The 26,168-nt window shown below is 72.2% G+C and carries 26 protein-coding genes; 17 read left to right on the plus strand and 9 right to left on the minus strand.

The window, feature by feature from the left end; genetic code table 11:
- Position 1: 1 nt before the first annotated feature.
- From nadC to RF647_RS11565, 4 genes are read right to left on the minus strand one after another with little or no spacing between them, the layout of a single operon-like run.
- Positions 2-919, minus strand: coding sequence for a carboxylating nicotinate-nucleotide diphosphorylase (gene nadC / locus RF647_RS11550; RefSeq protein ID WP_368811807.1), 918 nt, complete (start codon positions 917-919; stop codon positions 2-4).
- A complete protein-coding gene (gene nadB / locus RF647_RS11555) occupies positions 913-2,637 on the minus strand; it encodes an L-aspartate oxidase (protein ID WP_368811808.1) in 1,725 nt (574 codons plus the stop codon). The genes nadC and nadB overlap by 7 nt, the downstream gene beginning before the upstream one ends.
- On the minus strand, positions 2,634-3,929 hold the full coding sequence (gene nadA, locus RF647_RS11560; RefSeq protein WP_368811809.1) for a quinolinate synthase NadA: 1,296 nt from the start codon (positions 3,927-3,929) through the stop codon (positions 2,634-2,636). The genes nadB and nadA overlap by 4 nt, the downstream gene beginning before the upstream one ends.
- Positions 3,926-4,630, minus strand: a complete 705-nt coding sequence (locus RF647_RS11565) for an NUDIX domain-containing protein (protein ID WP_368811810.1) — start codon at positions 4,628-4,630, stop codon at positions 3,926-3,928. The genes nadA and RF647_RS11565 overlap by 4 nt, the downstream gene beginning before the upstream one ends.
- A gap of 224 nt (positions 4,631-4,854) precedes the next feature.
- On the opposite strand from RF647_RS11565, the gene RF647_RS11570 reads away from it, so the two are divergent.
- From RF647_RS11570 to RF647_RS11600, 7 genes are all read left to right on the plus strand, one after another.
- The gene (locus RF647_RS11570) at positions 4,855-5,370 is read left to right on the plus strand and encodes a DUF6318 family protein (protein ID WP_368811811.1); all 516 of its coding nucleotides are present in this window, start codon (positions 4,855-4,857) and stop codon (positions 5,368-5,370) included.
- 410 nt (positions 5,371-5,780) lie between these two features.
- Positions 5,781-6,605 carry a hypothetical protein gene (locus tag RF647_RS11575; RefSeq protein ID WP_368811812.1) on the plus strand — a complete coding sequence of 275 codons (825 nt, stop codon included), beginning with the start codon at positions 5,781-5,783 and terminating at the stop codon, positions 6,603-6,605.
- Between the two features lie 129 nt (positions 6,606-6,734).
- Positions 6,735-7,154, plus strand: coding sequence for a hypothetical protein (locus RF647_RS11580; protein WP_368811813.1), 420 nt, complete (start codon positions 6,735-6,737; stop codon positions 7,152-7,154).
- A gap of 20 nt (positions 7,155-7,174) precedes the next feature.
- The gene (locus RF647_RS11585) at positions 7,175-8,551 is read left to right on the plus strand and encodes a M4 family metallopeptidase (RefSeq protein ID WP_368811814.1); all 1,377 of its coding nucleotides are present in this window, start codon (positions 7,175-7,177) and stop codon (positions 8,549-8,551) included.
- A gap of 76 nt (positions 8,552-8,627) precedes the next feature.
- Positions 8,628-8,960 carry a protealysin inhibitor emfourin gene (locus RF647_RS11590; RefSeq protein WP_368811815.1) on the plus strand — a complete coding sequence of 111 codons (333 nt, stop codon included), beginning with the start codon at positions 8,628-8,630 and terminating at the stop codon, positions 8,958-8,960.
- Positions 8,961-9,162: 202 nt separating this feature from the next.
- Positions 9,163-10,872 carry an aryl-sulfate sulfotransferase gene (locus RF647_RS11595; protein WP_368811816.1) on the plus strand — a complete coding sequence of 570 codons (1,710 nt, stop codon included), beginning with the start codon at positions 9,163-9,165 and terminating at the stop codon, positions 10,870-10,872.
- Positions 10,873-11,228: 356 nt separating this feature from the next.
- Positions 11,229-11,669, plus strand: a complete 441-nt coding sequence (locus RF647_RS11600) for a VOC family protein (protein ID WP_368811817.1) — start codon at positions 11,229-11,231, stop codon at positions 11,667-11,669.
- 12 nt (positions 11,670-11,681) lie between these two features.
- On the opposite strand, the gene RF647_RS11605 is transcribed toward RF647_RS11600, so the two are convergent.
- A complete protein-coding gene (locus RF647_RS11605; protein WP_368811818.1) occupies positions 11,682-12,206 on the minus strand; it encodes a VOC family protein in 525 nt (174 codons plus the stop codon).
- Between the two features lie 73 nt (positions 12,207-12,279).
- Between RF647_RS11605 and RF647_RS11610 the strand changes: the two genes are divergently transcribed.
- A complete protein-coding gene (locus tag RF647_RS11610) occupies positions 12,280-13,200 on the plus strand; it encodes a helix-turn-helix domain-containing protein (RefSeq protein WP_368811819.1) in 921 nt (306 codons plus the stop codon).
- Between the two features lie 25 nt (positions 13,201-13,225).
- Here the strand turns inward: RF647_RS11610 and RF647_RS11615 are convergent, their stop codons facing one another.
- On the minus strand, positions 13,226-13,435 hold the full coding sequence (locus RF647_RS11615) for a rhodanese-like domain-containing protein (protein WP_368811963.1): 210 nt from the start codon (positions 13,433-13,435) through the stop codon (positions 13,226-13,228).
- Positions 13,436-13,530: 95 nt separating this feature from the next.
- Between RF647_RS11615 and RF647_RS11620 the strand changes: the two genes are divergently transcribed.
- From RF647_RS11620 to RF647_RS11645, 6 genes are all read left to right on the plus strand, one after another.
- Positions 13,531-14,631: an alkene reductase gene (locus RF647_RS11620; protein WP_368811820.1), complete on the plus strand. Its 1,101-nt coding sequence runs from the start codon at positions 13,531-13,533 to the stop codon at positions 14,629-14,631.
- A 105-nt stretch (positions 14,632-14,736) separates the two neighbouring features.
- Positions 14,737-16,335: a DUF222 domain-containing protein gene (locus RF647_RS11625; RefSeq protein ID WP_368811821.1), complete on the plus strand. Its 1,599-nt coding sequence runs from the start codon at positions 14,737-14,739 to the stop codon at positions 16,333-16,335.
- Between the two features lie 54 nt (positions 16,336-16,389).
- Positions 16,390-16,641 (plus strand): DUF3253 domain-containing protein, encoded by a 252-nt coding sequence (locus RF647_RS11630; RefSeq protein WP_368811822.1) that lies wholly within the window; start codon positions 16,390-16,392, stop codon positions 16,639-16,641.
- 33 nt (positions 16,642-16,674) lie between these two features.
- Positions 16,675-17,403, plus strand: coding sequence for a hypothetical protein (locus tag RF647_RS11635; protein ID WP_368811823.1), 729 nt, complete (start codon positions 16,675-16,677; stop codon positions 17,401-17,403).
- A gap of 9 nt (positions 17,404-17,412) precedes the next feature.
- On the plus strand, positions 17,413-17,928 hold the full coding sequence (locus RF647_RS11640) for a methylated-DNA--[protein]-cysteine S-methyltransferase (protein ID WP_368811824.1): 516 nt from the start codon (positions 17,413-17,415) through the stop codon (positions 17,926-17,928).
- A 32-nt stretch (positions 17,929-17,960) separates the two neighbouring features.
- On the plus strand, positions 17,961-18,311 hold the full coding sequence (locus RF647_RS11645; protein WP_368811825.1) for a cupin: 351 nt from the start codon (positions 17,961-17,963) through the stop codon (positions 18,309-18,311).
- 54 nt (positions 18,312-18,365) lie between these two features.
- Here RF647_RS11645 and RF647_RS11650 read toward each other — a convergent pair whose 3' ends face one another.
- A complete protein-coding gene (locus tag RF647_RS11650) occupies positions 18,366-19,433 on the minus strand; it encodes a spore photoproduct lyase family protein (RefSeq protein WP_368811826.1) in 1,068 nt (355 codons plus the stop codon).
- 152 nt (positions 19,434-19,585) lie between these two features.
- Between RF647_RS11650 and RF647_RS11655 the strand changes: the two genes are divergently transcribed.
- Positions 19,586-21,085 (plus strand): FAD-dependent oxidoreductase, encoded by a 1,500-nt coding sequence (locus RF647_RS11655; protein WP_368811827.1) that lies wholly within the window; start codon positions 19,586-19,588, stop codon positions 21,083-21,085.
- Between the two features lie 80 nt (positions 21,086-21,165).
- Here the strand turns inward: RF647_RS11655 and RF647_RS11660 are convergent, their stop codons facing one another.
- On the minus strand, positions 21,166-21,387 hold the full coding sequence (locus RF647_RS11660) for a hypothetical protein (protein WP_284563031.1): 222 nt from the start codon (positions 21,385-21,387) through the stop codon (positions 21,166-21,168).
- Between the two features lie 376 nt (positions 21,388-21,763).
- Here RF647_RS11660 and RF647_RS11665 point away from each other — a divergent pair, with 376 nt between their 5' ends.
- Positions 21,764-22,657, plus strand: a complete 894-nt coding sequence (locus RF647_RS11665; RefSeq protein WP_368811828.1) for a PIG-L deacetylase family protein — start codon at positions 21,764-21,766, stop codon at positions 22,655-22,657.
- An 84-nt stretch (positions 22,658-22,741) separates the two neighbouring features.
- Here RF647_RS11665 and RF647_RS11670 read toward each other — a convergent pair whose 3' ends face one another.
- Positions 22,742-24,097 carry a glucose-6-phosphate dehydrogenase gene (locus RF647_RS11670; protein ID WP_368811829.1) on the minus strand — a complete coding sequence of 452 codons (1,356 nt, stop codon included), beginning with the start codon at positions 24,095-24,097 and terminating at the stop codon, positions 22,742-22,744.
- A 122-nt stretch (positions 24,098-24,219) separates the two neighbouring features.
- On the opposite strand from RF647_RS11670, the gene RF647_RS11675 reads away from it, so the two are divergent.
- Positions 24,220-26,151 carry a glycoside hydrolase family 15 protein gene (locus RF647_RS11675; protein WP_368811830.1) on the plus strand — a complete coding sequence of 644 codons (1,932 nt, stop codon included), beginning with the start codon at positions 24,220-24,222 and terminating at the stop codon, positions 26,149-26,151.
- Positions 26,152-26,168: the final 17 nt, after the last annotated feature.

Here is a 26,168-nt window from a genome sequence, read left to right on the forward strand (position 1 = left end):
GTCATCCCGTCCCGGTGCCGTGGCCGAGCCCGATGTCGAGGCCCAGGTCCAGGTTGCGGGCGGAGTGGGTGAGCGCGCCCACCGAGATGACGTCCACCCCGGTGGCCGCGATGTCCCCGACGGCCTCCAGGCTCACGCCGCCGGAGGCCTCGACGGTCGCCCGGCCGTCGATGATCGCCACGCCGCTCACGAGGTCGTCCAGCGAGAAGTTGTCGAGCAGGATCGTGTCCGCGCCGCCGGCCAGGACCGCCTCGATCTGGTCGAGCCGGTCCACCTCCACCTCGAGGTGCACCGTGTGAGGGAGACGACGGCGCAGCTGCCGCAGGGCGCCGGTCAGGTCGGTGCCGTCGGCCGTGAGCAGGGCCAGGTGGTTGTCCTTGGCCATCACGGCGTCCGAGAGGGAGTGCCGGTGGTTGTGCCCGCCCCCGCTGAGCACGGCGTGCTTCTCGATCGCCCGCAGCCCCGGGGTGGTCTTGCGGGTGTCGGCCACCCGGGTGCGGGTGATCGTGCCGGACGGGAGGTTCGCGGCCTGCTCCACGCGGGCGACCGTCTCCTCGACGGCGGCGACGTAGCGGGCGGTCAGGGTGGCGATCCCGCACATCCGCTGGGTCAGGTTCAGGGCCACGCGCTCGCCGGTCAGCACGGCTCGGGCGGGACCGGTCACCACGGCCAGGGTGTCCCCGGTCTCGAAGCGGTCGCCCTCGGCGGAGACCAGCTCGACGGCCACCGCGGGGTCCGCGGCGGCGAACGTCGCGGCGAAGACCTGTCCGCCGGAGAAGACGCCGGCCTCGCGCGCCACGAGCGCGGCCCGGGCGGTGGTGCCGGCGGGGATGAGGTGCTCGGAGGTGATGTCGCCCCAGGGCGCGTCCTCGGCGAGCCCCCGCTCCACGACCTCGGTGATGGCGGCTCGGGTCAGCATGCGGGGATCCTCTCCGGTAGGTCGAACATGTCGATGGAAGTATGCGCGCTGATCAGCGCCGGGACAGTGGCCTCGTCCGGGGCAGAGTCCAGGCGCCAGAACGTGCGCCGCGCGCGGGCGGGATCGGGCGCCGGGTAGTCCTCCCGGAAGTGGGCGCCCCGGGACTCGGTGCGGTGCAGGGCCGCGGCGGTCACGGCGCGTCCCACGGTCAGCAGGTTCCGGTCCTCCACTGCACGGCGGGAGAGACCGGCGGGTGTGCGGAAGCCGGCCAGCCGCCGGGCCAGCGCCTCGAGCCGCGAACGGTCGCGCAGGACGCCGGCGCCCGCCCACATGGCGTCCTGGAACTGCCCGCGGTCGAACGGCACGGTGTTCCCCTCGGCCGGCACAGCACTCCCGTCGAGCCGCTCGGTGTCCCCGTCGACCGCTCGGCCGGTCCCCGGCGCGTCCGTGCGCAGCGCGTCCGCCTGCAGTGCGTCGGCCACGCGGGCCCCGAAGACGGCGCCCTCCAGCAGCGAGTTGGAGGCCAGCCGGTTGGCGCCGTGCACGCCCGTGGCCGCGCACTCGCCCACGGCGTAGAGCCCCGGGACGGTGGTGCGGCCGAGGCCGTCGGTGGCCACGCCGCCCATCAGGTAGTGGGCCGCCGGGGTGACCGGGACCGGTTCGCGGGACCAGTCGAGGCCGTGGGCCCGCAGCGCGGCGTCGATCGTGGGGAAGCGCCGGGCGAGGAACTCGGCGGTCGTGCCGCCCCCGTGCGCGCCGGGGCCGGACGGGCTCAGCGCGGTGCAGTCGAGCAGGACCGGCAGGCCGTCCTGGGCCAGGGATCGGCGGGCGTTCTCCCGGGCCACCACGTCGCGGGGGGCGAGCTCCGCGCGCGGGTGCACGTCCTCGAGGTAGCGCCGGCCCGTGCTGTCCCGCAGCACCGCGCCCTCGCCGCGGACGGCCTCGGAGACCAGGAAGCAGCCCGGGGCGGCGAGGGCGGTCGGGTGGAACTGCACGAACTCCAGGTCCGCCACGGCGGCGCCCGCCCGCAGGGCCGCGGCGATGCCGTCACCGGTGGCCACGGCCGGATTGGTGGTGTGGGGGTAGAGCTGTCCGGCCCCGCCGGTCGCGAGCACCACGGCGTCCGCGGCCAGTTCGTGGAGCCGGTCCCCGGGACCCGCCAGGACGAGGGCTCCGGCCGCGCGGCCGCCGGGGCCGAGCACGAGGTCGACCAGCATGGTGTGCCGCAGGACCGTCAGTCGCCCCGCGGCCTCGGCCGCCAGCGCGGCGGCGAGGAGGGCGCGCTGGATCTCGCGGCCCGTCGCATCGCCGCCGGCGTGCAGGATCCGGGGCACGGAGTGGGCGCCCTCGAGACCCTCGAGCCAGGGGGAGTCCGGGCCGGCCGCGCGGTCGAGGGCCACACCGCGGGCCACGAGCTCATCGATCGCGGCCGCCGAGTCGCGCACGAGCACGCGCACGGCGTCGTCGTCGCACGTCCCCGCCCCCGCGGCGAGGGTGTCCTGGACGTGCAACTCCTCGGAGTCGCGGGGCTGGCCGGCCGGGAGCGCGGCCGTCATGGCCGCGATCCCTCCCTGCGCGCGGGCCGTGCCGGTCTCGTCCAGGGCGTCCTTGCTCAGCAGCGTCACGTCGAGTCCGTGGCCCACGGCGCCCAGGGCCGCGGTGAGGCCGGCGATGCCGCTGCCCACCACGAGCACGCGCGGTGCCGGGTTCGTGCTCACCGCGGCAGCGCCGCCAGCATCCGCTCGAGCGCCACCTCGGCGTCCCGGGCGGTCGCGGCGTCCACGGAGATCCGGTTGATCACGCGCCCGGCCACGAGCTCCTCGAGCACCCACGCGAGGTAGCCGGGGTGGATCCGGTACATCGTGGAGCACGGGCAGATCACCGGGTCCAGGCAGAAGATCGTGTGCTCGGGGTGCTGGTCGGCGAGCCGGTTGACCATGTTGATCTCGGTGCCGATCGCGAAGGTGCTGCCGGGCTCGGCGGCCTGAATGGCCTTGCGGATGTGGTCGGTGGAGCCGTTCTCGTCGGCGGCGTCGACCACGGGCATGGGGCACTCAGGGTGCACGATCACCCGCACGCCGGGGTGCTCGGCGCGGGCCTTCTCGATCTGGGCCACGGTGAAGCGGCGGTGCACGGAGCAGAAGCCGTGCCAGAGGATCACCTCGGCGTCCTGCAGGTCCTGCGCGGTGTTCCCGCCGAGGTCCTTGTTGGGGTTCCACATCGGCATCCGCTCGAGCGGGATCCCCATGGCCTTGGCGGTGTTGCGGCCCAGGTGCTGGTCCGGGAAGAACAGCACCCGCCGGCCGCGCTCGAAGGCCCACTCCAGGACGGTCGCGGCGTTGGAGGAGGTGCACACGATGCCGCCGTGGCGGCCGCAGAACGCCTTGAGCGCCGCGGAGGAGTTCATGTACGTCACGGGGACCACGGTCTGCCGGCCGTCGTCGTCGGTCTCCCCGAGGACGTCCATGAGCTGCTCCCAGGCCTCCTCGACGGAGTCCTCGTCGGCCATGTCCGCCATGGAGCAGCCGGCGGCGAGGTTGGGCAGGATCACGGACTGGTGCTCGTCGGAGAGGATGTCGGCGGTCTCGGCCATGAAGTGCACGCCGCAGAACACGATCGCCTCGGCCTCCGGCTTGCTCCTGGCGGCGCGGGCCAGCTGGAACGAATCGCCGAGGAAGTCGGCGTGCTTGACGATCTCGTCCCGCTGGTAGAAGTGTCCGAGCACCACCACGCGCTCGCCAAGGGTCTGCTTGGCGGCGGTGATCCGCCCTTCGAGCTCCTCGGCGGAGGCGCGCTGGTACTCCTCGGGGATCACGGGCTGGGCGGGGGCGCCGGCGGGCACTACGTCGTCCTCGGAGGCCCCGGGGCCATAGCCGGCGGAGACGGCGGGTGCGAAGTCCCAGGGGTTCGCGGAGAGGTCGGTGCTGCAGGTGCTCGAGGCCGGGGCGGTTCCCGGCAGGCCGGCCGGCTTCTCGGTCAGCAGGTCGATGCGGGTGGCGACGGAGGTCATGTCTGCTCCTGGGTGCTGCGGCCGGCCGGGGTGCGGTCGGCGAGGTCGAGGTCGTGGTTGTAGCGGTAGAGCCGGGGTGGGCGATGACGAGTGCCCTCCAGGCGGGTGCCGGTGTCGAGGACGGCGCCGGACGCGAGCACCTGGCGCCGGAAGTTGGCCGGGTCCAGGGGGGTGCCGAGGATCGCCTCGTGCACCTCCCGCAGGGCGGCGAGGGTGAAGGTCTCGCCGAGGAAGGAGTGGGCCACGCGGCTGTAGGTGATCTTGTTGCGCAGCCGGTAGAGGGCGTAGTCCACGATGTCGCTGTGGTCGAACGCCAGCGGCGGCAGCTCGGTGGTGCGCATCCACGTGACGTTGAGGTCGGCGTGGAGGTCGGAGGTCTGGTCGGTGCGGATCGAGGCCCAGTAGACGATCGAGACGACGCGCTCCTCGGCGTTCGCCGAGCGGGTCAGGCCGCCGAAGGCGTAGAGCTGCTCGAGGTAGCCGGGCTGCAGACCGGTGGTGAGTTGCAGGGACCGGGCGGCGGAGGCCTCGAGGTCCTCGTGCGGCTGGAGCGGTCCGCCGGGCAGGGCCCACATCCCCCGGAAGGGGTCGCGGATGCGGCGGACGAGGGGCAGCCAGAGTTCCTTGCCGCCGTCGGGGCCGGTGTCGCGGGCGGCGAAGATGACGGTCGACACCGCCAGTTCCACGTTCTGTGCGGTCATCGTCACCTCCCTCACGTCCAATGCCTTCTGGTTCCAGCGACTATAACACTGTTCGAGTCGGAGTGACATTAACGAAGTCGTGACCATGGGGCCGCTGACCAAACCCCATGAAAACGCGGGTTTCAGCATGTCCACAGGGGTTGCTCCCGCACAGTGGGGGGCGCTTACCATCTGACCCATCCAGCCGGCCCGTCCGGCCGTGGCAGAGCGAAGCGGGGAACTTCATGGTGCGGTCCAGCCCAGTCGGCACGGTGGTTGGGGGCGTCGTCCTGGCGGCACTGCTCCTCACGGGATGCGGTCCCGACGACGACGGCGCCGCGGCGTCCCCTTCCAGCACTGCCTCATCGGCTGCGACGAGCTCATCGGAGCCTGGTCCGGACGCCACTCCCGCCGACTACGTGCCGGCCTCGCTCGACGGGCCCGCGCAGAACGTGCCGAAGCCCGTCATGCCGGATCTGGCGAAGGAGGAGTCCCGGGACGGGGCGCAGGCCTTCCTCGACTACTGGTCCGACGCCATGTGGTACGCGAATCAAACGGGTGACACTTCTTACATTCGAGAAGTTGTTAGTGAAGCATGTGAATTGTGCGACGATCAATTTGCTGTAATTGAAAATGTATATGATGAAGGTGCCTGGTTTATGGGGGGGCAGGGAGAATATTCTTCTGCAAGAATCGACCCTCTCACCAGCTGCCGACGGAATTTACAAGCCAATTGCACTGTCGAATTCAGAAGGAATTAAGCTTATCGAGGATGGGGAGGTCACGTATGAGGCCCATCCGCGCACAGGTGAGGGGGACCCATTCCCAGTATATTTAGATTACGAGAATGGCAAATGGGTCTACATAACAGCGGCCAATATGCCAGGTACTGGTGTGGAGAATGGCTAACAGGGCACGCATGGGCGCGCTTTTATGCGCACTAATCTGCATTCAGGCACTTCCGGCTTACGGCACGTCTGACGATTCATCTCGGCTTGCCGATCGAGTAGCTGGCGTGGGAAGTGGGCATTCCATTCCCGGCCAGCGCAATGCCGATATCTCGAAGTCGACGACTGCTGTCGCAGACGGGGACAAGATGAAACTGGAGGTCCGGCTCGATGAGGGACCGCCGATTGTGGTCGGCAATGACCACCAACAAGGTTCAGTTGTCGTGGGTGCTGCCCCGGTCGACTACGACCCTGACGAGGACCCCGCTTTTCAGAAGGCGCTCCGCCAGTACCTGAGCGACCAGGGCGTCGACCGGCCGTTCAACCCGGACACGATCGCGCAGTCGAAGCAGCAGACGTTCGGTCTGCAGAACCCGTGCACCAACCGGACCGGCGACATCCTCGAGGACTGCCTGGCCGAGCGGGACTGCACCACGGCCGACGGTGGGGAAGGCGTCTACATGAACGTCGTCGTCCGGCAGGGAGAGGGGCCCAGCACGCCGTGGGGCGAGCCCATGTGCGTGGCGGTCGCCGAGGCGGAGGGCGGCGAGGAGGTCGTGGAGCTGCCGACCTTCACCCTGCAGGACTTCAGGACGCTCGCCGTCGCGCCCGCGGCCAGTGCCGTCCAGCCCGCGCCCGACACGCTGCGGGGCATACACACCAACGTCTGGGCGGAGGCCCGCCCCCAGCAGTTCAGCACCGAGCTGGGTGGCTTCCCGGTCGAGGTGCGCGCCGTGCCGGTCCAGTACGCATGGGACTACGGCGACGGGACCGCGCTCGGGCCGACCGAGCTCAGCGGCGCCCCGCTCGCGGAGGGGGCGTGGGACGTGGAGACCGACACCAGCCACGTCTACACGGAGACGGGTGACTACGCCGTCTCGCTCACCACCTGGTTCTCCGGCGAGTACTCCGTGGCCGGTGGACCATGGCTGCCCGTGGCGGGGCTCAACGACGTCGCGAGCGCGCCCGTGCCGATCAGCGTCTGGCGCTCCACGGTGCGCAACTACGCGGACGACTGCCTCGAGAACCCGCAGGGCACCGGCTGCTGATTTCCGCGCCGGCCGGTGCGCCGTCGGATCCTGGTGGGATGATCGTTGCACATGGTTCTCCGGTTCCCGGAGCACCCGGTCAGCGGTCCCGCCGGTGCTCGTGCGCCGGGCGAGGAAAGGGGCGGAACAGTGACGATCTCCGGTCCGTGGGTGCTCCACTTCAGCTGGGGCTGCACCGACGACTACGGCAGGGTGGGCCTCGTGTTCGACCCGGACGGCACCTTCTCGGGCGGCGGGTTCTCCGGCGCCTGGCGGCAGCAGGACGGCACCCTGCTGCTCCGCTTCGCCGACGGCCCCGCGCAGTACGGCGGCACGGTCACCGGCACGGCGGGAGCAGGGGCGATGTCCTCCTTCGACGGCTCGCCGGGCGGCTGCTGGTACCTGGCCAGGCAGGGATCCGCCGGTGGGCCGGCATCCGCGGACAGCAGCGCCGGGCAGCCGGCGGACGTCGCCGGGCGGAGGCTGGACTCCACGGGGACGGCGCCCGGTGCGCCGGACGGCCCGGGGACGGCGCCCGGTGAGCTGGACGCCGCGGGCAACAGGATCTGATGCGGAGAGGTGGGGAAGCGATGACCACGGACCACGGACACGGACACCGGCACGGAGCGTTCTGCGGGGTCATCCCGCCGTACGTGCACGAGCAGATGGCGGTGCACGGGGACGAGCAGACCCGCAGGAACGCCCTGGCCGCGCTGGCCGTGGACACCACGGTCCGGGCGGAACGGCTGATCGCCGACCTCACTGCGCGGGCCGTCGCGGCGCAGGCGACCGCCCACAGGGAGCGGAAGGTCCACTCGGCCGGCAACACCGCGGAGCTCCCGGGAACGCTCGTGCGCTCGGAGGGAGCCCCCGCCAGCGGGGACCCCGCCGTGGACGAGGCGTACGACGGGCTGGGTTCCACGTTCGACCTCCTGCAGGAGGTCTTCGGGCGCAACTCCCTCGACGACGCCGGCATGCCCCTGCTCGGCACGGTGCACTACCAGGAGAAGTACAACAACGCGGCGTGGGACGGCCGGCAGATGATCTTCGGGGACGGCGACGGCCAGTACTTCAACCGCTTCACCGCCGCCGTGGACGTCATCGGGCACGAGCTCGCGCACGGCATCACCACGCACGAGTCCGACCTGCTGTACATGTACCAGTCCGGGGCGCTCAACGAGCACTTCTCCGACGTCATCGGGGCCATGGTCAAGCAGTACGTGGCCGTTCCCCGCCAGACGGCGGCGGACGCCGACTGGATCATCGGTGCAGGCCTGTTCACGAGCGCCGTCAACGGGGTGGGCCTCCGCTCGATGAAGGCACCCGGCACCGCGTTCGACGACGACGTGCTCGGCAAGGACCCGCAGCCGGACCACATGTCCCGCTTCGTGCACACCCTGGACGACAACGGCGGGGTGCACATCAACTCCGGCATCCCGAACCGGGCGTTCTGCCTCGCGGCGACCGGACTGGGCGGCCACAGCTGGGACAGGGCCGGCCGGATCTGGTACGCCGCGATGCGTGATCCCGAGCTGCGGCGCCTGCGGTGGGTCGCGCAGTTCAAGGACTTCGCGGGCCTCACGATCGAGCACGCCGCCGCCCTGTTCGGACCCGCGGAGCAGGCCGTGGTGGCGGACGCCTGGCAGCAGGTGGGGGTCGCGCCCGAGGCGGCCCGGTCCGTGGGCGCCCTCGCGGACGAGTGGGTGCTCCAGTACAGCTGGGGCTGCACGGACTCCTCCGCGCGGGTGCATCTGAGCTTCCACGACAACGGCTCGTTCACCGGAGAGCTGTCCGGCCAGTGGCACCAGCAGGACGGCACCCTGCTCCTGTCCTTCGACGCCGGTGCGGCCCGGTACACCGGCACGCTGGTGGGCGACGTCGCCACGGGTGCCATGACCACGTTCGACGGAGCGGACGGGTGCTGGCGCCTGACCCGGAAGGGCGCCACGGGTATAGTCGGGAACTGATTCCTCACCGGCCCCGCCGGTCCCCGCGCGGGCCCGGTCCGGGCCATCCGCGTCCGACGGAGGGACGGTGCCGTCCATGGCGAGAGTCAGCTACCGCCTCGAGGGAGGCCTCGCGTACTTCCCCGGGCTGGCCGTGGAGCGGAGCTTCGAGACCGAGTCCCTGCCCCGGGCGCAGCAGGACGCGCTCCTCGACCTCTTCGAGACCGTCCTGGCGCACCGGCTGGGATCGACCGCCCCGACGACCCGTCAGGGGGCGGCCGACCAGCAGTCCTACGTGATCGAGATCCAGGAGAGCTCCGGCGTCCAGCGCCTCGTGGTGAGCGAGTTCGACCAAGACCCGGCGGCGCAGGAGCTCGTGGCGCGGCTGCGCGACTGCGCCGACCGGTGCGAGCCTGGCGGGGGTCAGTGAGGCGGACCCGGAGCGTCACCCGCAGGACGGCACGGCACGGATCGCCGGACCACCCGGAGGTCATCCGGGGTCATTCCCGTCGCTGAAGATGCTCCTGGGGTGTGGCGTCAGCCCCCGCAAAGACATCGCCCCTTATCAGAGGGTTCTTGCGTGGCTACAATCGGCCGGACGTCACCGCCGCGCCCACCGCCAGGAGTCCCAGATGTCCCACCGATCGCGCGCTCGTTCCGTCACCCTGCTCACGGCGGCCGCTCTGGTCGTCTCGGGGAGCCCGGCCCTCGCGGTCGGGCCTCCGCGGGTGCTGCAGCAGCCCGGTGCTCCTCCCGTGGTGCCTGCCGCCGAGCAGGTGGCGGCCACGGCCGAGACCTACCCGGAGGCGGACACGAACGTCTACACCGTCTCGGTCACCCGCAACGGAGCTCCCGAGGAGCGCGACAGCTTCGCCCCGGACGTGCAGGAGGTGGTCGACGCCGCGCTGGACGACCTGAAGTCCCTGGGCTCCTCTCCCGGGGCCCCTCTGCTGGTCCTCAACCCCTTCGGCACCAACACCACCGGCGTGCACGCCCAGTTCGAGACCGAGGGCAGCGGCACCCTGACGTACACCGTCGGCTCTCCCGGCACCGAGGACTTCACGCGCGTCGCCAAGGACCACGACCCGAGCGCCGCGTCGTTCGAGGGGCAGCTCATCGGGGTGGTCCCGGGCGCCGAGAACACCGTGACCACCACCTGGCAGCCCGACGACGGCGGACCCACGGAGTTCTCGTTCACCATGACCGCTCCGCCGAGCGCCTCGGGCGACCGCACGACCCTCGACCGCACCGTGGAGGGCAACGCCGAGGAGCTCACCGAGGGCCTGTTCGCCGTCATGGGCCTGAAGCGCCACCTCGACTACACCCTGCTCTACGACAACGCGGGGGTGCTGCGCGCCGAGTTCGACCTCGACGGCTACCGCACGGACCGGCTGGAGTTCTACGGCGACACCATGGTGACCACCGTCGGCAGGAACGAGGTCGCCCGGATCGACGGCCTCGGCCGGGTCGTGGCCACCCACGTCCTGGCGGGCTTCGAGATGCACCACGACTTCGACGTCACCGACGACGGCAAGGTCGTGACCCTCGCGACGGAGACCGCCAAGGGCAGCGTGGAGGACGTCCTGGTGTCCCTGGACCTCGAGACCGGGACCTACGAGAAGACGGTCGACTTCACGGAACTGCTCGCCGGCTACAAGTCCCGCACCCGGCCCTACGGCCCGAACACGGTGGACGACTGGCTGCACCTGAACTCGGTCGACTGGTCCCCGGACGGCGACTCCGTGATCGTCAGCGCGCGCGAGAACTCCGCGATCCTGAAGGTCGACGACGTCCACGGGAACCCCGCGGTCGACTACATCATCGGTCAGCGGGAGGTCTGGGCCGGCACCGAGGCCGAGGACCTGCTCCTCGAGAAGGCGGGGGACTTCCCCGACACCGGCGGACAGCACTCGGTGGTGCGCCACGACGACGCGGCGCTGGCGGACGGCCAGTACTACCTCACGATGTTCGACAACTCGTTCTGGAGCATGAGCAGCCGTCCGGACTACACCGGTCCCGTGCCTGCTGGGACCTCCCCCGTGGCCACGGCGGACCCCTCTCTCCGCTCGGAGTACCGGAAGTACCTCGTCGACGAGAACGCGGGGACCTACACCGAGGTCGAGGCCGTCCCCGTGCCCTACTCCGCGATCGTCAGCAACGTGCAGGACCTCGGCGGTCCGCTCGTGGTCAACAGCGGCCAGGCCCTGACGTTCGCCGAGCACGACGCCCAGCGCGAGGTCATCGCCCGCTTCGACTACGCCCTCGAGGGGCCGACCGAGGACGACTTCGCCTACCGGGTGCTGAAGTACGGGTTCGACGACTTCTGGTTCGCCGCGCCCTGAGCCGGCGCGCTCATGCCGGCGGACACGGGCGGCACCACCTGGGCCACCGCCCAGGAAACCTGCTTCAGCTCGGGTTCAGCAGGAGGTGGTTGGCTGAGTGGTGCGAGGGGGAATCCCCGGGACACAGGGAGAAGCTGACGGTCCCGGTCGAGGGTTGGAGAGCCGCGACCGGGACCCGTCCCGGAGGCCGGACCCCGTGCGCGTCCGAGGAGTTCGCGCGCGGGGCTCCGGACCCTCGCCCGCAGGGTCGACGCCCCGTAGAGTGCGACTCCTGGCACCGGAAGCAGGCCCTGCCTCCCGGTGCGCAGTGCAGGACGTCCCGCTCGAAGCCCCACCCGACGACACCGGAGAACACCGTGCCCATCAGCGCCACCGACTACGCCCACGTCCGGCTCACGGTCACCGACATCGACCGCTCCCGCGCCTTCTACGACGCGGTCTTCGGCTTCCCGGTCGCCTTCGAGGCTCCGCCGGCGGACGCCGACCAGGAGACGAAGGACCAGTTGTCCTTCCTCTTCGGAGGCGTGATCTACCGGTTCGGCGGTGGCCTCCTGGGCCTCCGGCCGGTGGCACCGGACGGGGACCGGCACGACGAGGACCGGGTGGGCCTGGACCACCTGTGCTTCACCGTGGCGTCGCTGGCCGACCTCCGGGACGCCGTCGTCGTCCTGGACGACCTGGGGATCGCCCACGAGGGGATCAAGGACATCGGCGTGGGCCACATCCTGGAGTTCCGCGACCCGGACGACATCGCCCTGGAGCTCCTCGCCCCGGCCGCCGGCGCCCAAGACGCCTGATCCGCGGGCTCCTCACCCCTGCCCCATGGACTCCGCCCACTCGGCGACCCGTGCGCTGCTCTGCTCCTCGGAGAGGTCCTCGACCCGGGTCATGATCGACCAGCGGACGCCGAACGGGTCGCGGATGCTGCCGTAGCGGTCGCCCGAGACGAACGTGCTGACGGGTTCGCGCACGGTGGCGCCGGCGGCGACGGCACGCGCCACCACGTCGTCGACGTCCGGGACGTAGAGGCCCAGCGAATAGCAGTCGTCGCCGCCCGCGGGCGGGGCCACGAGGTGGAAGTCGGGGTTCACCTCGCCCAGCTGGAGCCGTCCGTCGCCGAGATCGATGGTCGCGTGCACGACGACGGGAGTCCCGTCCGGCCCGGGCATGTCGGTGCGGTCGAGGAGGGCGGCCCCGAAGGTGCGGGTGTAGAAGTCGAGCGCCGCGGCCGCGTCGACCACCGCGATGAACGGGGTCAGGGAGGTGAACCCCCGGGGGGTCCCGTCGGTGGTGTGTGCTCCGGTGACCCCACGGAGGTTCTGTTCTGTGCTCATACTCCGAACCTAGGCAGCCGGTGCCGGCCGGTCTTGAAGATTCCCGCCACCCTCGGGTGATTACGCTCGTGCCATGAGCGAGCCGCCCACCACGCGGGGCCACCTCACCCCGGGACCGCACGCCACGGTCGTGCGCCTGCCCGCGCCCGACGACGTCGCCCACCTCGTCCGCCAGGTGTGGATCCCCGAGTGGGACCTGCCGGCGGGGGAACGGGCCGAGCAGCTGGTGCTGGGCTATCCGGCGAGCAACGTGGTGGTCGAACCGGACGGGGTGGCGCTGCACGGGCCCACGAGCCGTGCGTCCACCCGGGTGCTCACGGGCCGGGGCTGGGCGGTCGGCGCGCTGCTGCGCCCGGCGGGGGTCCTGCTGTTCACGGAGCACCCGGCGGACCTGCTCGACGGGTCCGCGCCCGTCAGTGCGCCCGGGCTGCGCTCCGCCGTCGCGGAGGCCATGGCGGGGGCCGATGCGGCCGGGCGGTGGGTACGTCCGGCGGATCCGCCCGGCGGAACGGAGTCCGTCAGCGCGCCCGGGCTGCGCTCTGCCGCCGCGGGGGCTGTGGCGGGTGCCGACCCGGCCGGCCGGCATCTGCGGGCGGCGTCCCTGCTCGTGGACCACGTCCGGGCGCTGGCGGCGGGGGTGCCCCCGTCCGCGGCGCGGGACGGTGCCCTGGCCAACCGCATGGTCGACCTCCTCGATGCGGGGACCGTCGCGCGGAGCCCGGCCGGCCTGGCCCGGCAGCTGCACGTGTCCGAGCGCTCGCTGCAACGGCTCGCGGCCCGGTTCGTGGGGATGCCGCCCCAGCTGCTGCTCCGTCGTCGTCGGCTCCAGGAGGCGGCCGAGCGGATGCGCGCGGACCCTGCCGCGGACCTCGGGGCGCTCGCCGCGGAGCTGGGCTTCGCGGACCAGTCCCACCTCACCCGGGAGTTCCGGTCGGTGCTGGGCGCCACTCCGCGCGGCTACGGCCGCGCCCGGTCCGGCCGGGAGGGCGGATGAGGAGTCCGGGGACCCGGGGCGTGGGTCAGGCGACCGTGCCGGGGCGGCCGTTCTTCGCCACCACGCGCTCGCAGGCGCGCTGCCAGGCCGTCATGCCACCGCGGAGGCCGGCCACCTCATAGCCGGCCGTGGCCAGCCGGCGGGCGGCGTTCGCCGAGCGGGCGCCGGCTCGGCAGACCGTCACGACCGGCCGGTCCTTGGACAGCTCGCGCTGCCGGGTGCCGAGGGCGTCCAGGGGGTATCACCGTCGCCAGCTGTGAGGAACGAGACAGCCGGAGCGCAAATAACTGCGGGGGATCTCCCGTTGACACGGAAAGAACCAGTTCCCTGATGAAAGGCCTCCCCGTGCCGCACTCCACCCTGTCCACCCCCGTCACGCTCGGCTCCCTCGAGCTGCCCAACCGCCTGGTCATGGCGCCGCTCACCCGGATGCGCTCCGGTCGGGACGGCGTCCCCGGCGAACTCAACGTGGAGCACTACACCCAGCGCGCCTCGATGGGCCTCATCGTCACCGAGGGCACGTACCCCGACGTGGTGGGGCAGGGCTTCGCCTACCAGCCCGGCATCGAGACGCCCGAGCAGGTCGAGGGCTGGCGCAGGGTGGCCGAGAGCGTGCACGCCGCCGACGGCCGCCTGTTCATGCAGGTCATGCACGCCGGGCGCGTCACGCACCCGGACATCAACGGCGGCTCCCAGCCGGTGGCGCCGAGTGCTCTCGCGATCGAGGGGACGACGCACACCTACCAGGGCAAGGCCGACTACCCCGTGCCGCACGCGCTGACCGCCGAGGAGCTGCCGGGCGTGGTGGAGTCCTTCGTCCGGGCCTCGCGCAACGCGATCGAGGCGGGCCTGGACGGTGTGGAGATCCACGGCGCGAACGGCTACCTGCTGCACGAGTTCCTCGCGCCGGGCGCCAACCAGCGCACCGACGAGTACGGCGGCTCCCCCGAGAACCGCGCCCGCTTCGTGGTCGAGCTGGTCCGGGCCGTGGCCGAGGCCGTCGGTGCGGAGCGGGTCGGTCTGCGGATCTCGCCCGAGCACAACATCCAGGACGCCTGGGAGACGGGCCACGAGGACGTCCGGGCCACGTACGCCGCCCTCGTCGACGGCATCGGGGACCTCGGCCTCGCCTACCTCTCCGTGCTGCACAAGGAGCCGGCGGGGGAGTTCGTCCAGGGGCTGCGCACCCGCTTCGGCGGCGCCTTCCTGGCCAACAGCGGCTTCAGCGACGTCCCGACCACCCGGGAGGAGAGCGTGCAGCTGATCGAGGAGGGTGTGGCGGACGGCGTCGTCGTCGGGCGCCCGGCGATCGCGAACCCGGACCTGGCGCGGCGCTGGGCGGAGGGTCTGCCGGAGAACGTGCCGGACCCGCGGACCTTCTACACGCAGAGCGCCGAGGGCTACACGGACTACCCGTTCGCGCAGGCCTGAGCCACTCCTCGCGTCCCGCCCGGTCCTGCCGGGCGGGACGCGAGGACCCTCGAAGGTGGTCCGGGTCACGTCTTAGGGTGTCGGAACCGGTTGGGACCATGAACCATGGCCGCCACCGCCGTTCCGCCGCGAAGCCTGGAGGACGCCCTCCGGGAGGAGAAGGACCTGGCCGAGATCGGCGAGGAGTTCTCCGCCGGCGTGCGGGCGCTGGTCGAGGAGTCCCGCGCGGAGGCCCGGGCCGCGGGGCGCCAGTACCGGCTGCTCCACCGGCTCTGGCAGCTGCAGGAGGAGGCGCGGGAGCAGCGCTGGATGGTGGAAGCGCTCTGGATGCGCCCCGAGGCGGACCGGCTGGGCCCGCACTCCCTCGAGCCCGCTGAGCAGACGGTGCGGGACGTGGCCGATGAGATCGGTCCGGCCCTCCGGCTCCCCGCGGGCACCGCGCTGCGCCGTGTCGAGGACGCCGTGCTGCTCGCGGAGTCCCTGCCCGAGGTCCTCGAGGCGCTCGAGCAGGGCCAGGTGGGCTTCCGGCAGGCGGGAGTGCTCGTCGAGCTGTGGCGCGAGCTGGTGTGGGACGCCGCCGGTCTCCCGCCGGAGCGGCGGGCGCCGGTCCAGGCCGTCCAGCGGCTCGTCGACGAGCTGCTCCTCCGGGCCCCCGGCAGCACCGTGGCCCAGCTGCGCGCCCTCGTCCGCCGACGCCGCGCAGGTCTGCTGCGGGACCGGCGCGTGTGGGTCGAACCCCGGGAGGACGGCATGGCACAGCTGTGCGCTCTCCTGGACGCGGCCACCGCGCACGCCATCCAGGACCGCCTCGACACGCTGGTCGACCGGGCGGTCCCCGCGGTCCCGCCCGAGGTCCTCCCCGCGCAGGTCGTGGCCACGGCATCGCCCGCGTCGTCCGCCGCGGGCGCCCCGGACAGCGGACCGTCGGATCCCGCCGCCGGGGCTCCGGAGCGTCGCACGGTGCCCCAGCTGCGCGCCGACGTGCTGGCGGATCTCCTGCTCGACGGCGAGCCCGCCGGCATGCCCGACCGTCTTCGCGGCATCCGTGGGCACGTCACGGTCACCGTGCCCGTTCTCGCGCTCCTCGAGAAGGCCGGGACGTTGCCCACCGGCTCCATCGAGGGCCTGCCGCCCACTTCCCGCTGTGCGGAGTTGGAGGGCTACGGGCCCATCCCGGTCCGTCTGGCGGAGCGGATCGCTGCGCGCGCGCCCTCCTGGTCACGGATCCTCACCCATCCCGTCACGGGGACCGTCCTGGACCGGGACCGCAGCACCTATGCCGTGCCCGCCGATCTCAAGCACCGGCTGCGAGCCAGGGACGGCACGTGCCGCTTCCCGGGCTGTCGACGCCGGGCGTCGCGGTGCGACCTCGACCACACCGTCGCCTGGGCGGACGGCGGCCGGACCTCGGCGGACAAACTCGCACACCTGTGCCGGCACCACCACCTGCTCAAGCACCGGGACGGTCCGCTGGGCCGGTGGCGGGTGGAGCACGTGGCCCCCGAGCGTCTGGCCCCTGAACTGCACGACCACGGGGTGCTGGAGTGGACCTCGCCTGCAGGGCAGATCCACCGGACCTATCCGCAGGAGCACCACCATCCGGTCCCGGAGCGCGCACCGTACTTCCTCGCCGTCCCCACTCCACCCTGTGCCCCGCGCTCCGCTTCTCGGCCTGGCCCGGCCCACGACCCGCCGCCGTTCTGACATCCTGGAGGCGGACCCCGGACCATAGACCCCGGTGAGACGGAGGACCTGCCCGTGACCACACCGTCGCCCACCGAGGTGCGCTCGGTGCTGCTCGACCTGGTCCGCCGCCGCGGGGCCGGGAAGACCGTGTGTCCTTCCGAGGTCGCCCGCGCTCTGGCCGCCGAGGGCTGGCGGGACCTGATGGAAAATGTGCGTCAGGAGGCGTACCGGATGGCCGACGCCGGGCTCGTGGACATCACCCAGCAGGGCCGCGTGGTCGACGGCCGGACAGCCCGCGGGCCGATCCGCGTCCGACTCCGCTGAACAGGGCGCGCGCCCCCGGGTAGCGTGGGGGTCATGACGTTCCCACCCATCAGCGCCCTCCTCGGGTCCGCCGCCCGCGCGCCGTTCATCCTGCTCAAGCAGTTCCGGCCCCAGCGGCCCATCCACTCGGAGGGCGTCGGGCTCGAAGGCGTCCTGACCCGGACGGGGGGCAGCACCAGCGGCATCCACTGGATCGATGACGCCGGTGAGGACCCCGTGCGGGCTCGCTTCTCCCGCTCCTTCGGCTTCCCGCAGGGGTGGCCCGACATCCTGGGGCTCGCCCTGCGCTGCCCCGTCCCGCCCTCCGGGCAGATGGAGGGCCGCAGCGACGGCCGGGCCGACATCCTCCTGGCGACCGCCGGCAGCGGGCGGTTCTCCCGCTTCGTCCCGACCTTCCACCGGCACGTGCCGGACAGCGCATTCGCCTCCTTCATGCCCTACCGGGGTCTCGGCGGCCCGGTGCTGGTCGCCGCCCACCCCGAGCCGCGCACGGAGCGCCTGCCGGCTCGCCCCGACCTCTTCCGGGCGTCGGTCGCCGCCGAGCCCTGGGTTCTCGGTCTGCACTGGGCCACACCGCTCGGGCCGTGGCAGCGCTTCGGGACGGTCGAGCTCGGTCCCGGCGCGCCGTTCGGGGACGACGAACGGTTCGACCCCCTGCTCAACGTCCCCACGGGCGCCGAGAACTACGGGTGGACCTACCGGCTGCGGGAACCGTCCTACACCCTGGCCCGCGCCCCGCGAGGGCCGCTGGGCCGGGCGTAGAATCGGCCCATGGCACTGAGACTGAGCCCGGCGCCCACCACCGCGACCGTCCGGCGTCACACCGTGGTGGAGTCGCCCATCGGCCCGCTGGCTCTCGTGGAGGAGGCGGGGGCGCTCGTGGCGCTCTCCGTCGAGGGTGCACGCCAGGGGCCGGTCCCCACCTCCTTCGGGGCGCGCGACGACAGCCTCTTCCCGCACGTCCGTGAGCAGCTCGGCGAGTACTTCGCGGGACGGCTGCAGGAGTTCGACGCCGACGTCGTCCTCCACGGGACGCCGTTCCAGGTGCGCGTGTGGAACGCCCTCGCGCAGATCCCGTACGGCACGACCGGCACCTACGGGCAGGTGGCCCGGGCCGTCGGGGCACCCCGGGCCGCCCAGGCGGTCGGGGCGGCCAACGGCCGCAACCCCGTCAGCCTGCTGGTCCCGTGCCACCGGATCATCGGCGCCGGCGGGCGGCTGACCGGCTACGCCGGCGGCATGGAACGCAAGGAGTACCTGCTGCGCCTCGAAGGCGCGCTGCTCTGAGACCCCCCGCTGACGCGCCACCAGGAGGACCCATGACCCGCCTCGACGACCTCGCCACCGCCAACCTCGTGAAGGCGCGTGCCTCCGGCGCCGGGCGCAGCGCGGAGCTGGTGGTGCACGACGGCGTGCTGCGGCAGACGATGATGGCGCTGTGCGCCGGCAAGGAGCTCGCCGAGCACGTCTCCCCGCCCGCCGCCACGCTGCAGCTGCTGCTCGGCCGGGTCCGGGTGCTCAAGCGCGGTCAGCTGGCCGAGGAGCTCACGGCCGGGGAGCTGCTGTCCCTCACCGACTCCCGCCACTCGGTGGAGGCGCTGGAGGACTCGGTGTTCCTGCTGACCACCGTCTCCCGGCCGTCGGACGGCTACGATCCCCGGGTGGCGTGAGCCGGGGGCTCCGGTCCTGAACGCGAGCTCGGGACGGGGCGGCAGGACCCGGGCTCAGAACGCGTAGCGGACGTCGCAGTACGGCAGCTTTTCGTGGAGCAGGTCCAGGAACTGCTCCAGGTACCGCTGCTTGTCCCGGAACCGGTACCGCACGTTGAGGGCCCCGTTCTGGGAGCGCTTGGTCTCCTGGAGATCCGGGCGCCACAGCACCTCCTCGGCCTTGGGGTGCCACTGCGTGTTGACCTCGTGGAGCTGGGCGTTGTGGGTCAGGAAGATGACCTCCGAGGCCAGCTGGTCCTTGGCCGCCGCGCTCAGGCCGTCGTCGAGCTGCTCGAAGAGCTCGGCCCAGTCCTCCAGCCACGTGTCCGTGACGATCACCGGCGAGAAGTTCACGTGCACCTCGTACCCGGCCGCCACGAAGTCGTCGATGGCGGCGATCCGCTCGGGCACCGGCGTGGTCCGGATGTCCGTCAGCTTGGCCAGGTGCGCCGGCATCAGCGAGAACCGCACCCGGGTCCGTCCCTGCGGGTCCCAGTCCAGCAGCTCCCGGTTGACGTACTTCGTGGCGAAGGACGCCTTGGCCGTGGGGTGGCGGCGGAACAGGTCCACGAGGTCCTGTACGTTGTCGCTGAGCAGCGCGTCCACCGAGCAGTCGCTGTTCTCCCCGAGGTCGTAGACCCACGCGTCCGGGTCGCACTGGTTGGGCTCGGGCTTGGTGCCCTGCCGGCCGATGTGCCGGTCCAGGTAGCCGGTGATCTGCTCGATGTTGGCGAAGATCGTCACCGGATTGCTGTAGCCCTTCCGGCGGGGCACATAGCAGTAGGCGCACGCCATGGCGCACCCGTTGGCCGTGGACGGCGCGATGAAGTCCGCCGACCGGCCGTTGGGCCGCGCCGCCAGCGACTTCTTGACCCCCAGCACCAGGGCCTCGCGCTTGATCCGCACCCACCGCCGCGCGTTGGTCTCGTCCCCGTGCAGCTCCGGGATCTGCCAGTGGCTCGGGACCTCCACCAGGGTGGCGTCCGGCCAGCGTTCGAGGACCTGCCGTCCCCGGGGCAGCTCGGCGGCGGCCGGCTCGTAGTAGATGCGGGTGATGTCGACCATGGACGGTTCCGGGGGCATGAGGACGAGTCTAGGAACCGCCTCCGACAGCCGGTTCGCCGCATCCTCCCCGGGATCGGACAGTGGACTTCACACCTGGTGGCCGACAGGATGGCACCAGGGTGCGACCGCAACGACCACTCCGGCAGCAGCGACCACGAGGGAGTTCCTCCATGAGATCCGTTTGGCTCGACACGTACGAGGTGCCGTCCACCGCGACGGACCGGTTCGTCCCCGGCGCGCACTACGACACGGTGATCGCAGGTGCCGGGCTGACCGGGCTGACCACCGCGGTGCTGCTGGCGCGTGCGGGTCAGCGGGTCGCCGTGCTCGAGGCGCGTTCCGTCGGGGCCGTCACCACGGGCAACACGACGGCGAAGCTGTCCCTGCTGCAGGGCACCACGCTCTCCCAGATCCACCGGCACCAGTCGGACGAGGTGCTGCGTGCCTACGCGGACGGGAACCGCGAGGGGATGGACTGGCTGGTCCGGTTCCTCGAGGAGCGCGGGGTCCCGTTCCAGCGCCGCGACGCGTACACCTACGCCACGACGTCGAAGGGCGCCTCCGCGCTGCGCAAGGAGCTCGAGGCCGCCCGCGTCGCCGGACTGCACATGAACTGGACCCGGGACACCGGCCTCCCCTTTAAGGTCTCCGGGGCCATCACGATGCCGGACCAGGTCCAGTTCCACCCGATGGAGGTGCTCGGCGCCCTCGTCGCCGAGCTGAAGGAGCACGGCGGCACGCTCGTGGAGGGGGTCCGGATCACCGGGGCCGGTGTCCGCTCACCCCTCTCGGTGCAGACCTCGCACGGACCGGTGCGGGCCGACCGGCTCGTGCTCGCCACGGGCACCCCGGTCCTGGACCGCGGCGGGTACTTCGCGAAGCTCTCCCCGAACCGCTCCTACGCCCTGACCTACCGTGTCCCCGGGGCGCCGGGGTCTGTCCCGGAGGGCATGTACATCACCGCGGACAGCCCCGCACGGACCCTGCGCACCGTGCCGGTCGACGGGGAGGAGCTGCTGCTGGTGGGCGGCAACGACCACGTGGTGGGGCGTTCCGCCTCCCCGCAGGCCGCCGTGGACGACCTCGAGTCCTGGACGCAGCGCTGGTTCCCCGGGGCCGAGCGCACCCACGCGTGGGCGGCGCAGGACTACCAGTCGGTCAACCTGATCCCCTTCATCGGCGCCCTGCCCCGCGGCGGTGGCAACATCTACCTCGCCACCGGATACAACAAGTGGGGGATGAGCAACGCCGTCGCCGCCGCGATCGCACTGAACGCCGAGATCACCGGCGGCAGCGTGCCGTGGGCCGAGACGCTGGGGCGGCGCGTGACCTCGCCGTCGGACATCCTCACCGCTCTGCGTGTCAACGCGGGTGTGGGTCTCAATGCGCCCAAGGACTGGCTCAAGGCCGAGCTCAAGGAGCTGCCGGCCGGGGCGCCCGCGGAGGGGCAGGGCGTCGTCGGCCGCGAGCACGGCCGTCCGGTGGCCGTGTCCACCGTCGACGGCACCACATGCAGGATCTCCGGCGTCTGCACGCACCTCGGCGGCGTGCTGCGCTGGAACGACGCCGAGCGCTCGTGGGACTGTCCCCTGCACGGTTCCCGGTTCGCCGCCGACGGCTCCCTGCTCGAGGGCCCTGCCGTGAAGGACCTGCCCCGCGCCGGGCGCTGACCCGGTCCCGGACGCGACGGCGGCCCCCACCCTCACGGGTGGGGGCCGCCGTCGCGTCCGGGACGCGCTGTCCGGAGGACCTACTTCTTGGAGGAGGTCTCCTCGAGCTTGAGCGCCACGCCGATCGCGAAGAAGGTCGGGGTCCACTCGCCCACGAACAGGCCCCAGCGGTCGGCCTGGGGCTTGGACTTGCTCTTGCCGAGGCTGACGGCCCAGGAGAGAACCGACAGGCCGATGGAGGCGAATCCCGCCGCGTAGGCGTGCTCGCTGCGGACACCAAGGTTCTGGATCGTGCTGATCATGGAAGTACCTCTTTCATGTGGTGGTCACCGGGAACGGTGAACTCCTCGAGCGGTGTCCGCCCAGTCTCACACGAAACGGGACGATACGAAAGCAGGCTGACTATAAAGTTCGCCAGGTGCGTCGCCGGCCGGCCGCGATGCTCCGGCGCCCGGCCGTCCCTGTCGATGTGGGCGGATGTGGGGTCGTCCGAACAGCCATTAACAGATGCAAAAAACTGTTTCCTCATGCAAACTGATCCATACCCGACCCGGTGGTGACCACCGCGGCGGGGTGGACGTCGAACCGGTCGGGGGGCCGGTGGCGTCATCGATCCGGAGCGAAGGAGCTTCCGGGCCGGGCCGATCATTCCTGGGGGGAAAAATGTTGCCATCCGTCGTGGGTGCTCTGCTGAGCACCGTCGTCCTCGTCTACGTCCTGTCGAACGCCGCCTACACGCGGCACAAGCGGTTCATCGCGGGGGCCAGGTCGCTGCGCCAGGCCATCGTCGCCGTGTACGCGGTGCTGCTGGTGCTCAACCTGTGGTGCGCCACGGTCATGCCCGTGACCCTGGTCTGCGACGCGATCGCGGTGGCCACCCTGGTCGCCACCGGGGTCTTCGGCTTCGCCATCGCCGAGCGGCGGATCCCCGCCACCACCGTGGTCGAGCGTCGGAAGGTGCTGGCCGTGGGGGCGCACCCGGACGACCTCGAGCTCGCCTGCGGGGCGACCCTGGCCAAGCTGGTGGACACCGGTCACGAGGTCCGCGGCCTGGTGATGAGCTCCGGGGAGGTCGGCGGCAATGCCGGTCTGCGCCCGGCCGAGGCCCAGCGCGGCGCCTCGTTCCTGGGGCTGACGGGGCTGCGGGTGCACGACTTCCCGGACACGAAGCTGGAGACGGTCACCAACGACATGGTCCGGGCCATCGAGGCCGCGATCCGGGAGTTCGAGCCGGACGTGATCTTCACCCACTCGGCCCACGACCAGCACCAGGACCACTACGCGGTGCACCAGGCCACCCTGCGCGCCGCCCGGGCCCACCACTCGATCCTGTGCTTCGAGTCCCCGTCGGTGACCCGCGACTTCGACCCGTCCGTGTTCGTGGACATCGACGGCTACGTCGACGTCAAGGTCGAGGCCGTGCTCTCCCACCGGGACCAGGCCGGCAAGCCCTACATGACCCCCGGGCGGGTGCGCGGGATGGCCGCCTTCCGCGGGGCGCAGGCCAAGAACATCAACGCGGAGGCCTTCGAGCCGGTCCGCCTGCTCGGCTCCGCGATCGGCGACCTCTAGTCCCCGGGGTGCCAGGGGGCCGGGCGGCCGGGGCGTCCCCGCGGACGCCCCGGCGCCCGGCCACGGTCGGGCCGGCGCCGCCGCTCAGACGGGGCCGGAGCTGCCGGCCGGGTACTCGAGCAGCGGGACCCGGCCGTCCATGAAGGCGGCGAGCACCTCGTCGACGATGCGCCATCCCTGCTCCGACGCGTCCCCGCGGACGCCGAAGGTGTGGTCGCCCTCGAGGATGCCCCGTAGCACGCTGCCGTAGGCGGTCAGGCCCGGCTGGGCCATCCCGGACGAGAGCGTCACCCGGGTCATCCCGCGGGAGTCGAAGGGCCCGCCCACGTTCAGCTCCAGGCTCAGCTGCTCCTCCTCGAGGCCCATGCGCAGGACGTTCGGGGCCACGTCCCCCGAGCGGGGCAGCTGCTCGTAGTCGTGCGGCGGGCGGCGGAACGTGATGGCGATCTCCTGGCGGGGGTTGCCGATCGCCTTGCCCGAGCGCAGGGTGACGGGCACGCCGTTCCAGCGCCACGTGTCGACCTCGAGGACCACCTGCGCGAACGTCTCCGTCCCGCGCTCCGGGTCCACCCCGTCCTCGGCCGTGTAGTCGGGCAGGTCACGGCCGTCCACGCTGCCGGCGGTGTAGCGGCCCCGGGTGGCGGCCCCCGCCACGTCGCCCTGCCAGAGCTTCGTGGCCCGCAGCACGTGGCTGGCCAGCGTGGGGATCTCCACCTGGTCGAAGGAGGAGGGCGGTTCCATCAAGACGAGGGCCATGACCTGGAGCAGATGGGACTGGATCATGTCCCGCAGCGCCCCCGTGGCCTCGTAGAACCCCGCGCGGCCCTCCAGGCCCAGGGTCTCGTCGAAGACGATCTCCACGGACTCCACGTGGTCCCGGCTCATGAGCGGTTCCAGCAGCCGGTTGGCGAAGCGCAGCCCCACGAAGTTGAGCACCGCCGGCATGCCCAGGAAGTGGTCCACCCGGAAGGTCCGCTCCTCGGGGACGAGCCGGCCCACGAGCCGGTTCAGCTCCCGCGCGGTCTCCGTGTCGGAGCCGATCGGCTTCTCGAGGGCCAGCACCAGGTCCTCCGGCAGGTCCAGCCCGGCCATGACCTCGCACGCCTGCGCGGTGACCGCGGGAGGAAGGGCGAAGTACAGGCAGACGGGGCCCTCGACGTCGTCGAGCAGCCGCGCGAGGTCCCCGGCGTCGGTGACGTCGCCCGCCACGTAGCGGGCGGTCTCCCGGGTGTGTGCGGCGGCGGGCCCGCTCGCGCCGACGGAGTCAAAGGCCTCGGCCACGACCTGCTCCCACCCGTCCGCGGGCTCGCGGGAGGATCCGACGACGTCGATCCGCAGCTCCGGCTGCGAGCTGAGCAGCGTGCCCAGCCCCGGCAGGAGCAGACGGGACGTGAGGTCGCCGGTGGCGCCGAGAACGATCAAGGTCCTGATGGTGGTCATGCCAGCACGGTACCCCGGCCTCCGAGGAGCACGCCTCCGATCCTGCCGGCCCAGGCGGTCCGCGGCCACGGCGACGGCGCTGTGCCGACCGCACACCCGGTCGAGGCTGGTTGAATGGGCGGATGAGCGACGACGCGACCCGGCCCCCGTCCACCCCCCTCGAGGACTACGCGCTGCTGTCCGATCTGCACACCGGGCCGCTCGTGTCCCGGGACGGCAGTGTCGACTGGCTGTGCTTCCCCCGCTTCGACTCGCCGTCGGTCTTCGGGGCCCTGCTGGGCACGCCCGAGGACGGGCGCTGGAAGCTCTCCGCCGTCGACGGCGAGGTCACGTCCCGCCGCTACCTGCCCCGCACATTCGTGCTCGAGACGACGTGGCGCACCCCCACCGGGACCGTCGTGGTGACCGACTTCCTGCCCCCGGTGGCCGCCGGGGACGACCACCCGGACCACGCCGATCTCGTGCGGCGGGTCGAGTGCGTCTCGGGGACGGTCGAGGTGGAGCACGACCTGCGGATCCGCTTCGACTACGGGCGCGCCCTGCCCTGGACGCGACGGGTCGACATCGACGGCAACGGCACGTGCGGGCAGCTCTCGATCGCCGGCCCGGACGCCCTGCTCCTGACCGGACCGATGCTGCACCCCGAGGACTTCCCGCGCGTCGACCCGCTCGAGGACGCCGTCCGGAACGAGACGGGGCATCCCGACGAGGACGAGGGCGTTGTCGCCGACCGGCTCGGCGGGCGCTTCGGGCTCTCGGCGGGGGAGTCCTTCGACTGGGTGCTGACCTGGCACGAGTCCCACCACGTGCTGCCCACCCCCGTGGACCCCGCCGGCGCCCTCGACCGCGCGGTGTCCTTCTGGACCGAGTGGTCCTCCCACGTGGGCACCCACAAGCGCCACGAGCAGGCGGTCCTGCGCTCGCTGCTCGTGCTGCGGGCCCTCACCCACCGCGGGACCGGCGGGATCGTCGCGGCCCCCACCACCTCGCTGCCCGAGGAGTTCGGGGGCAGCCGCAACTGGGACTACCGCTACACGTGGCTCCGGGACGCCGCACTGACCATCGAGGTGCTCGTCGCCCACGACTTCACCGACGGCGCGCTGCACTGGCGCAACTGGCTGCTGCGGGCCGTGGCCGGGGATCCCGACCAGGTCCAGATCATGTACGGCCTGGCGGGGGAGCGCCGGCTGCCCGAGAGCGAGCTGGACCACCTCGACGGGTACGAGGGCTCGGCTCCCGTGCGGATCGGCAACGGCGCCGTGGGCCAGTACCAGTCGGACGTCGTCGGGGAGGTCATGCTCGCGCTCGCCGCCCTCCGGGACGCCGGCGTGGAGGAGGACCGGTGGTCCTGGGGGCTGCAGAAGAACCTGCTGCGCTTCTGCGAGCGCAACTTCGACCGGGCCGGCCACGGGATCTGGGAGATGCGCGGGCGCGCCGCGTTCTTCGTGCACGGGCGCGCCATGATGTGGGCGGCCTTCGACCAGGGCGTGCGCGCCGTCGAGGAGCACGGGTTCTCCGGGCCGGTGGAGCGGTGGCGTGAACTGCGGGACCGGCTGTGCGCCGAGATCCTGGAGCACGGCTTCGACACGGAGCTGAACACGTTCACGCAGACCTACGACAACACCGAGGTGGACGCCTCGCTGCTGCAGCTGCCCCACACGGGCTTCGTGGCCTACGACGACCCGCGGATGCTCGGCACCGTGGCCCGGATCGAGCGGGACCTGCGGGGGGCGCACGGGCTGGTGCACCGCTACCGGACCGCCTCCGGCCTGGACGGTCTGGAGGGGGACGAGTACCCGTTCCTCATCTGCTCGTTCTGGCTCGTGGAGCAGTACGCGCGCAGCGGCCGGGTGGACGACGCCGGTGAGCTCCTGGAGCAGCTCGCGGGCTACGCCAACGACCTCGGCCTGTACGCGGAGGAGTTCGACCCCGTCAGCGGGCGGCTCGCCGGGAACTTCCCCCAGGCGTTCAGCCACCTCGGGTTCATCCGCGCCGTCGACGCCGTGGTGCGGGCACGGGCCGGCCTGGACCTCACGGATCGGCTCCAGGCGTAGGCGGGACGCGACGAGGC

This window comes from Kocuria sp. CPCC 205263, from assembly GCF_040981075.1.
Lineage (GTDB): Bacteria > Actinomycetota > Actinomycetes > Actinomycetales > Micrococcaceae > Kocuria > Kocuria rosea.

Bases quoted from the DNA above. Each gene is read 5' to 3' on its own strand.
- nadC (WP_368811807.1), bottom strand. From the start codon at position 919: ATGCTGACCCGAGCCGCCATCACCGAGGTCGTGGAGCGGGGGCTCGCC.
- nadA (WP_368811809.1), bottom strand. From the start codon at position 3,929: ATGACCTCCGTCGCCACCCGCATCGACCTGCTGACCGAGAAGCCGGCC.
- RF647_RS11565 (WP_368811810.1), bottom strand. From the start codon at position 4,630: ATGACCGCACAGAACGTGGAACTGGCGGTGTCGACCGTCATCTTCGCC.
- RF647_RS11570 (WP_368811811.1), top strand. From the start codon at position 4,855: ATGGTGCGGTCCAGCCCAGTCGGCACGGTGGTTGGGGGCGTCGTCCTG.
- RF647_RS11585 (WP_368811814.1), top strand. From the start codon at position 7,175: ATGACCACGGACCACGGACACGGACACCGGCACGGAGCGTTCTGCGGG.
- RF647_RS11590 (WP_368811815.1), top strand. From the start codon at position 8,628: ATGGCGAGAGTCAGCTACCGCCTCGAGGGAGGCCTCGCGTACTTCCCC.
- RF647_RS11595 (WP_368811816.1), top strand. From the start codon at position 9,163: ATGTCCCACCGATCGCGCGCTCGTTCCGTCACCCTGCTCACGGCGGCC.
- RF647_RS11605 (WP_368811818.1), bottom strand. From the start codon at position 12,206: ATGAGCACAGAACAGAACCTCCGTGGGGTCACCGGAGCACACACCACC.
- RF647_RS11610 (WP_368811819.1), top strand. From the start codon at position 12,280: ATGAGCGAGCCGCCCACCACGCGGGGCCACCTCACCCCGGGACCGCAC.
- RF647_RS11620 (WP_368811820.1), top strand. From the start codon at position 13,531: ATGAAAGGCCTCCCCGTGCCGCACTCCACCCTGTCCACCCCCGTCACG.
- RF647_RS11625 (WP_368811821.1), top strand. From the start codon at position 14,737: ATGGCCGCCACCGCCGTTCCGCCGCGAAGCCTGGAGGACGCCCTCCGG.
- RF647_RS11635 (WP_368811823.1), top strand. From the start codon at position 16,675: ATGACGTTCCCACCCATCAGCGCCCTCCTCGGGTCCGCCGCCCGCGCG.
- RF647_RS11640 (WP_368811824.1), top strand. From the start codon at position 17,413: ATGGCACTGAGACTGAGCCCGGCGCCCACCACCGCGACCGTCCGGCGT.
- RF647_RS11645 (WP_368811825.1), top strand. From the start codon at position 17,961: ATGACCCGCCTCGACGACCTCGCCACCGCCAACCTCGTGAAGGCGCGT.
- RF647_RS11650 (WP_368811826.1), bottom strand. From the start codon at position 19,433: ATGCCCCCGGAACCGTCCATGGTCGACATCACCCGCATCTACTACGAG.
- RF647_RS11655 (WP_368811827.1), top strand. From the start codon at position 19,586: ATGAGATCCGTTTGGCTCGACACGTACGAGGTGCCGTCCACCGCGACG.
- RF647_RS11660 (WP_284563031.1), bottom strand. From the start codon at position 21,387: ATGATCAGCACGATCCAGAACCTTGGTGTCCGCAGCGAGCACGCCTAC.
- RF647_RS11670 (WP_368811829.1), bottom strand. From the start codon at position 24,097: ATGACCACCATCAGGACCTTGATCGTTCTCGGCGCCACCGGCGACCTC.
- RF647_RS11675 (WP_368811830.1), top strand. From the start codon at position 24,220: ATGAGCGACGACGCGACCCGGCCCCCGTCCACCCCCCTCGAGGACTAC.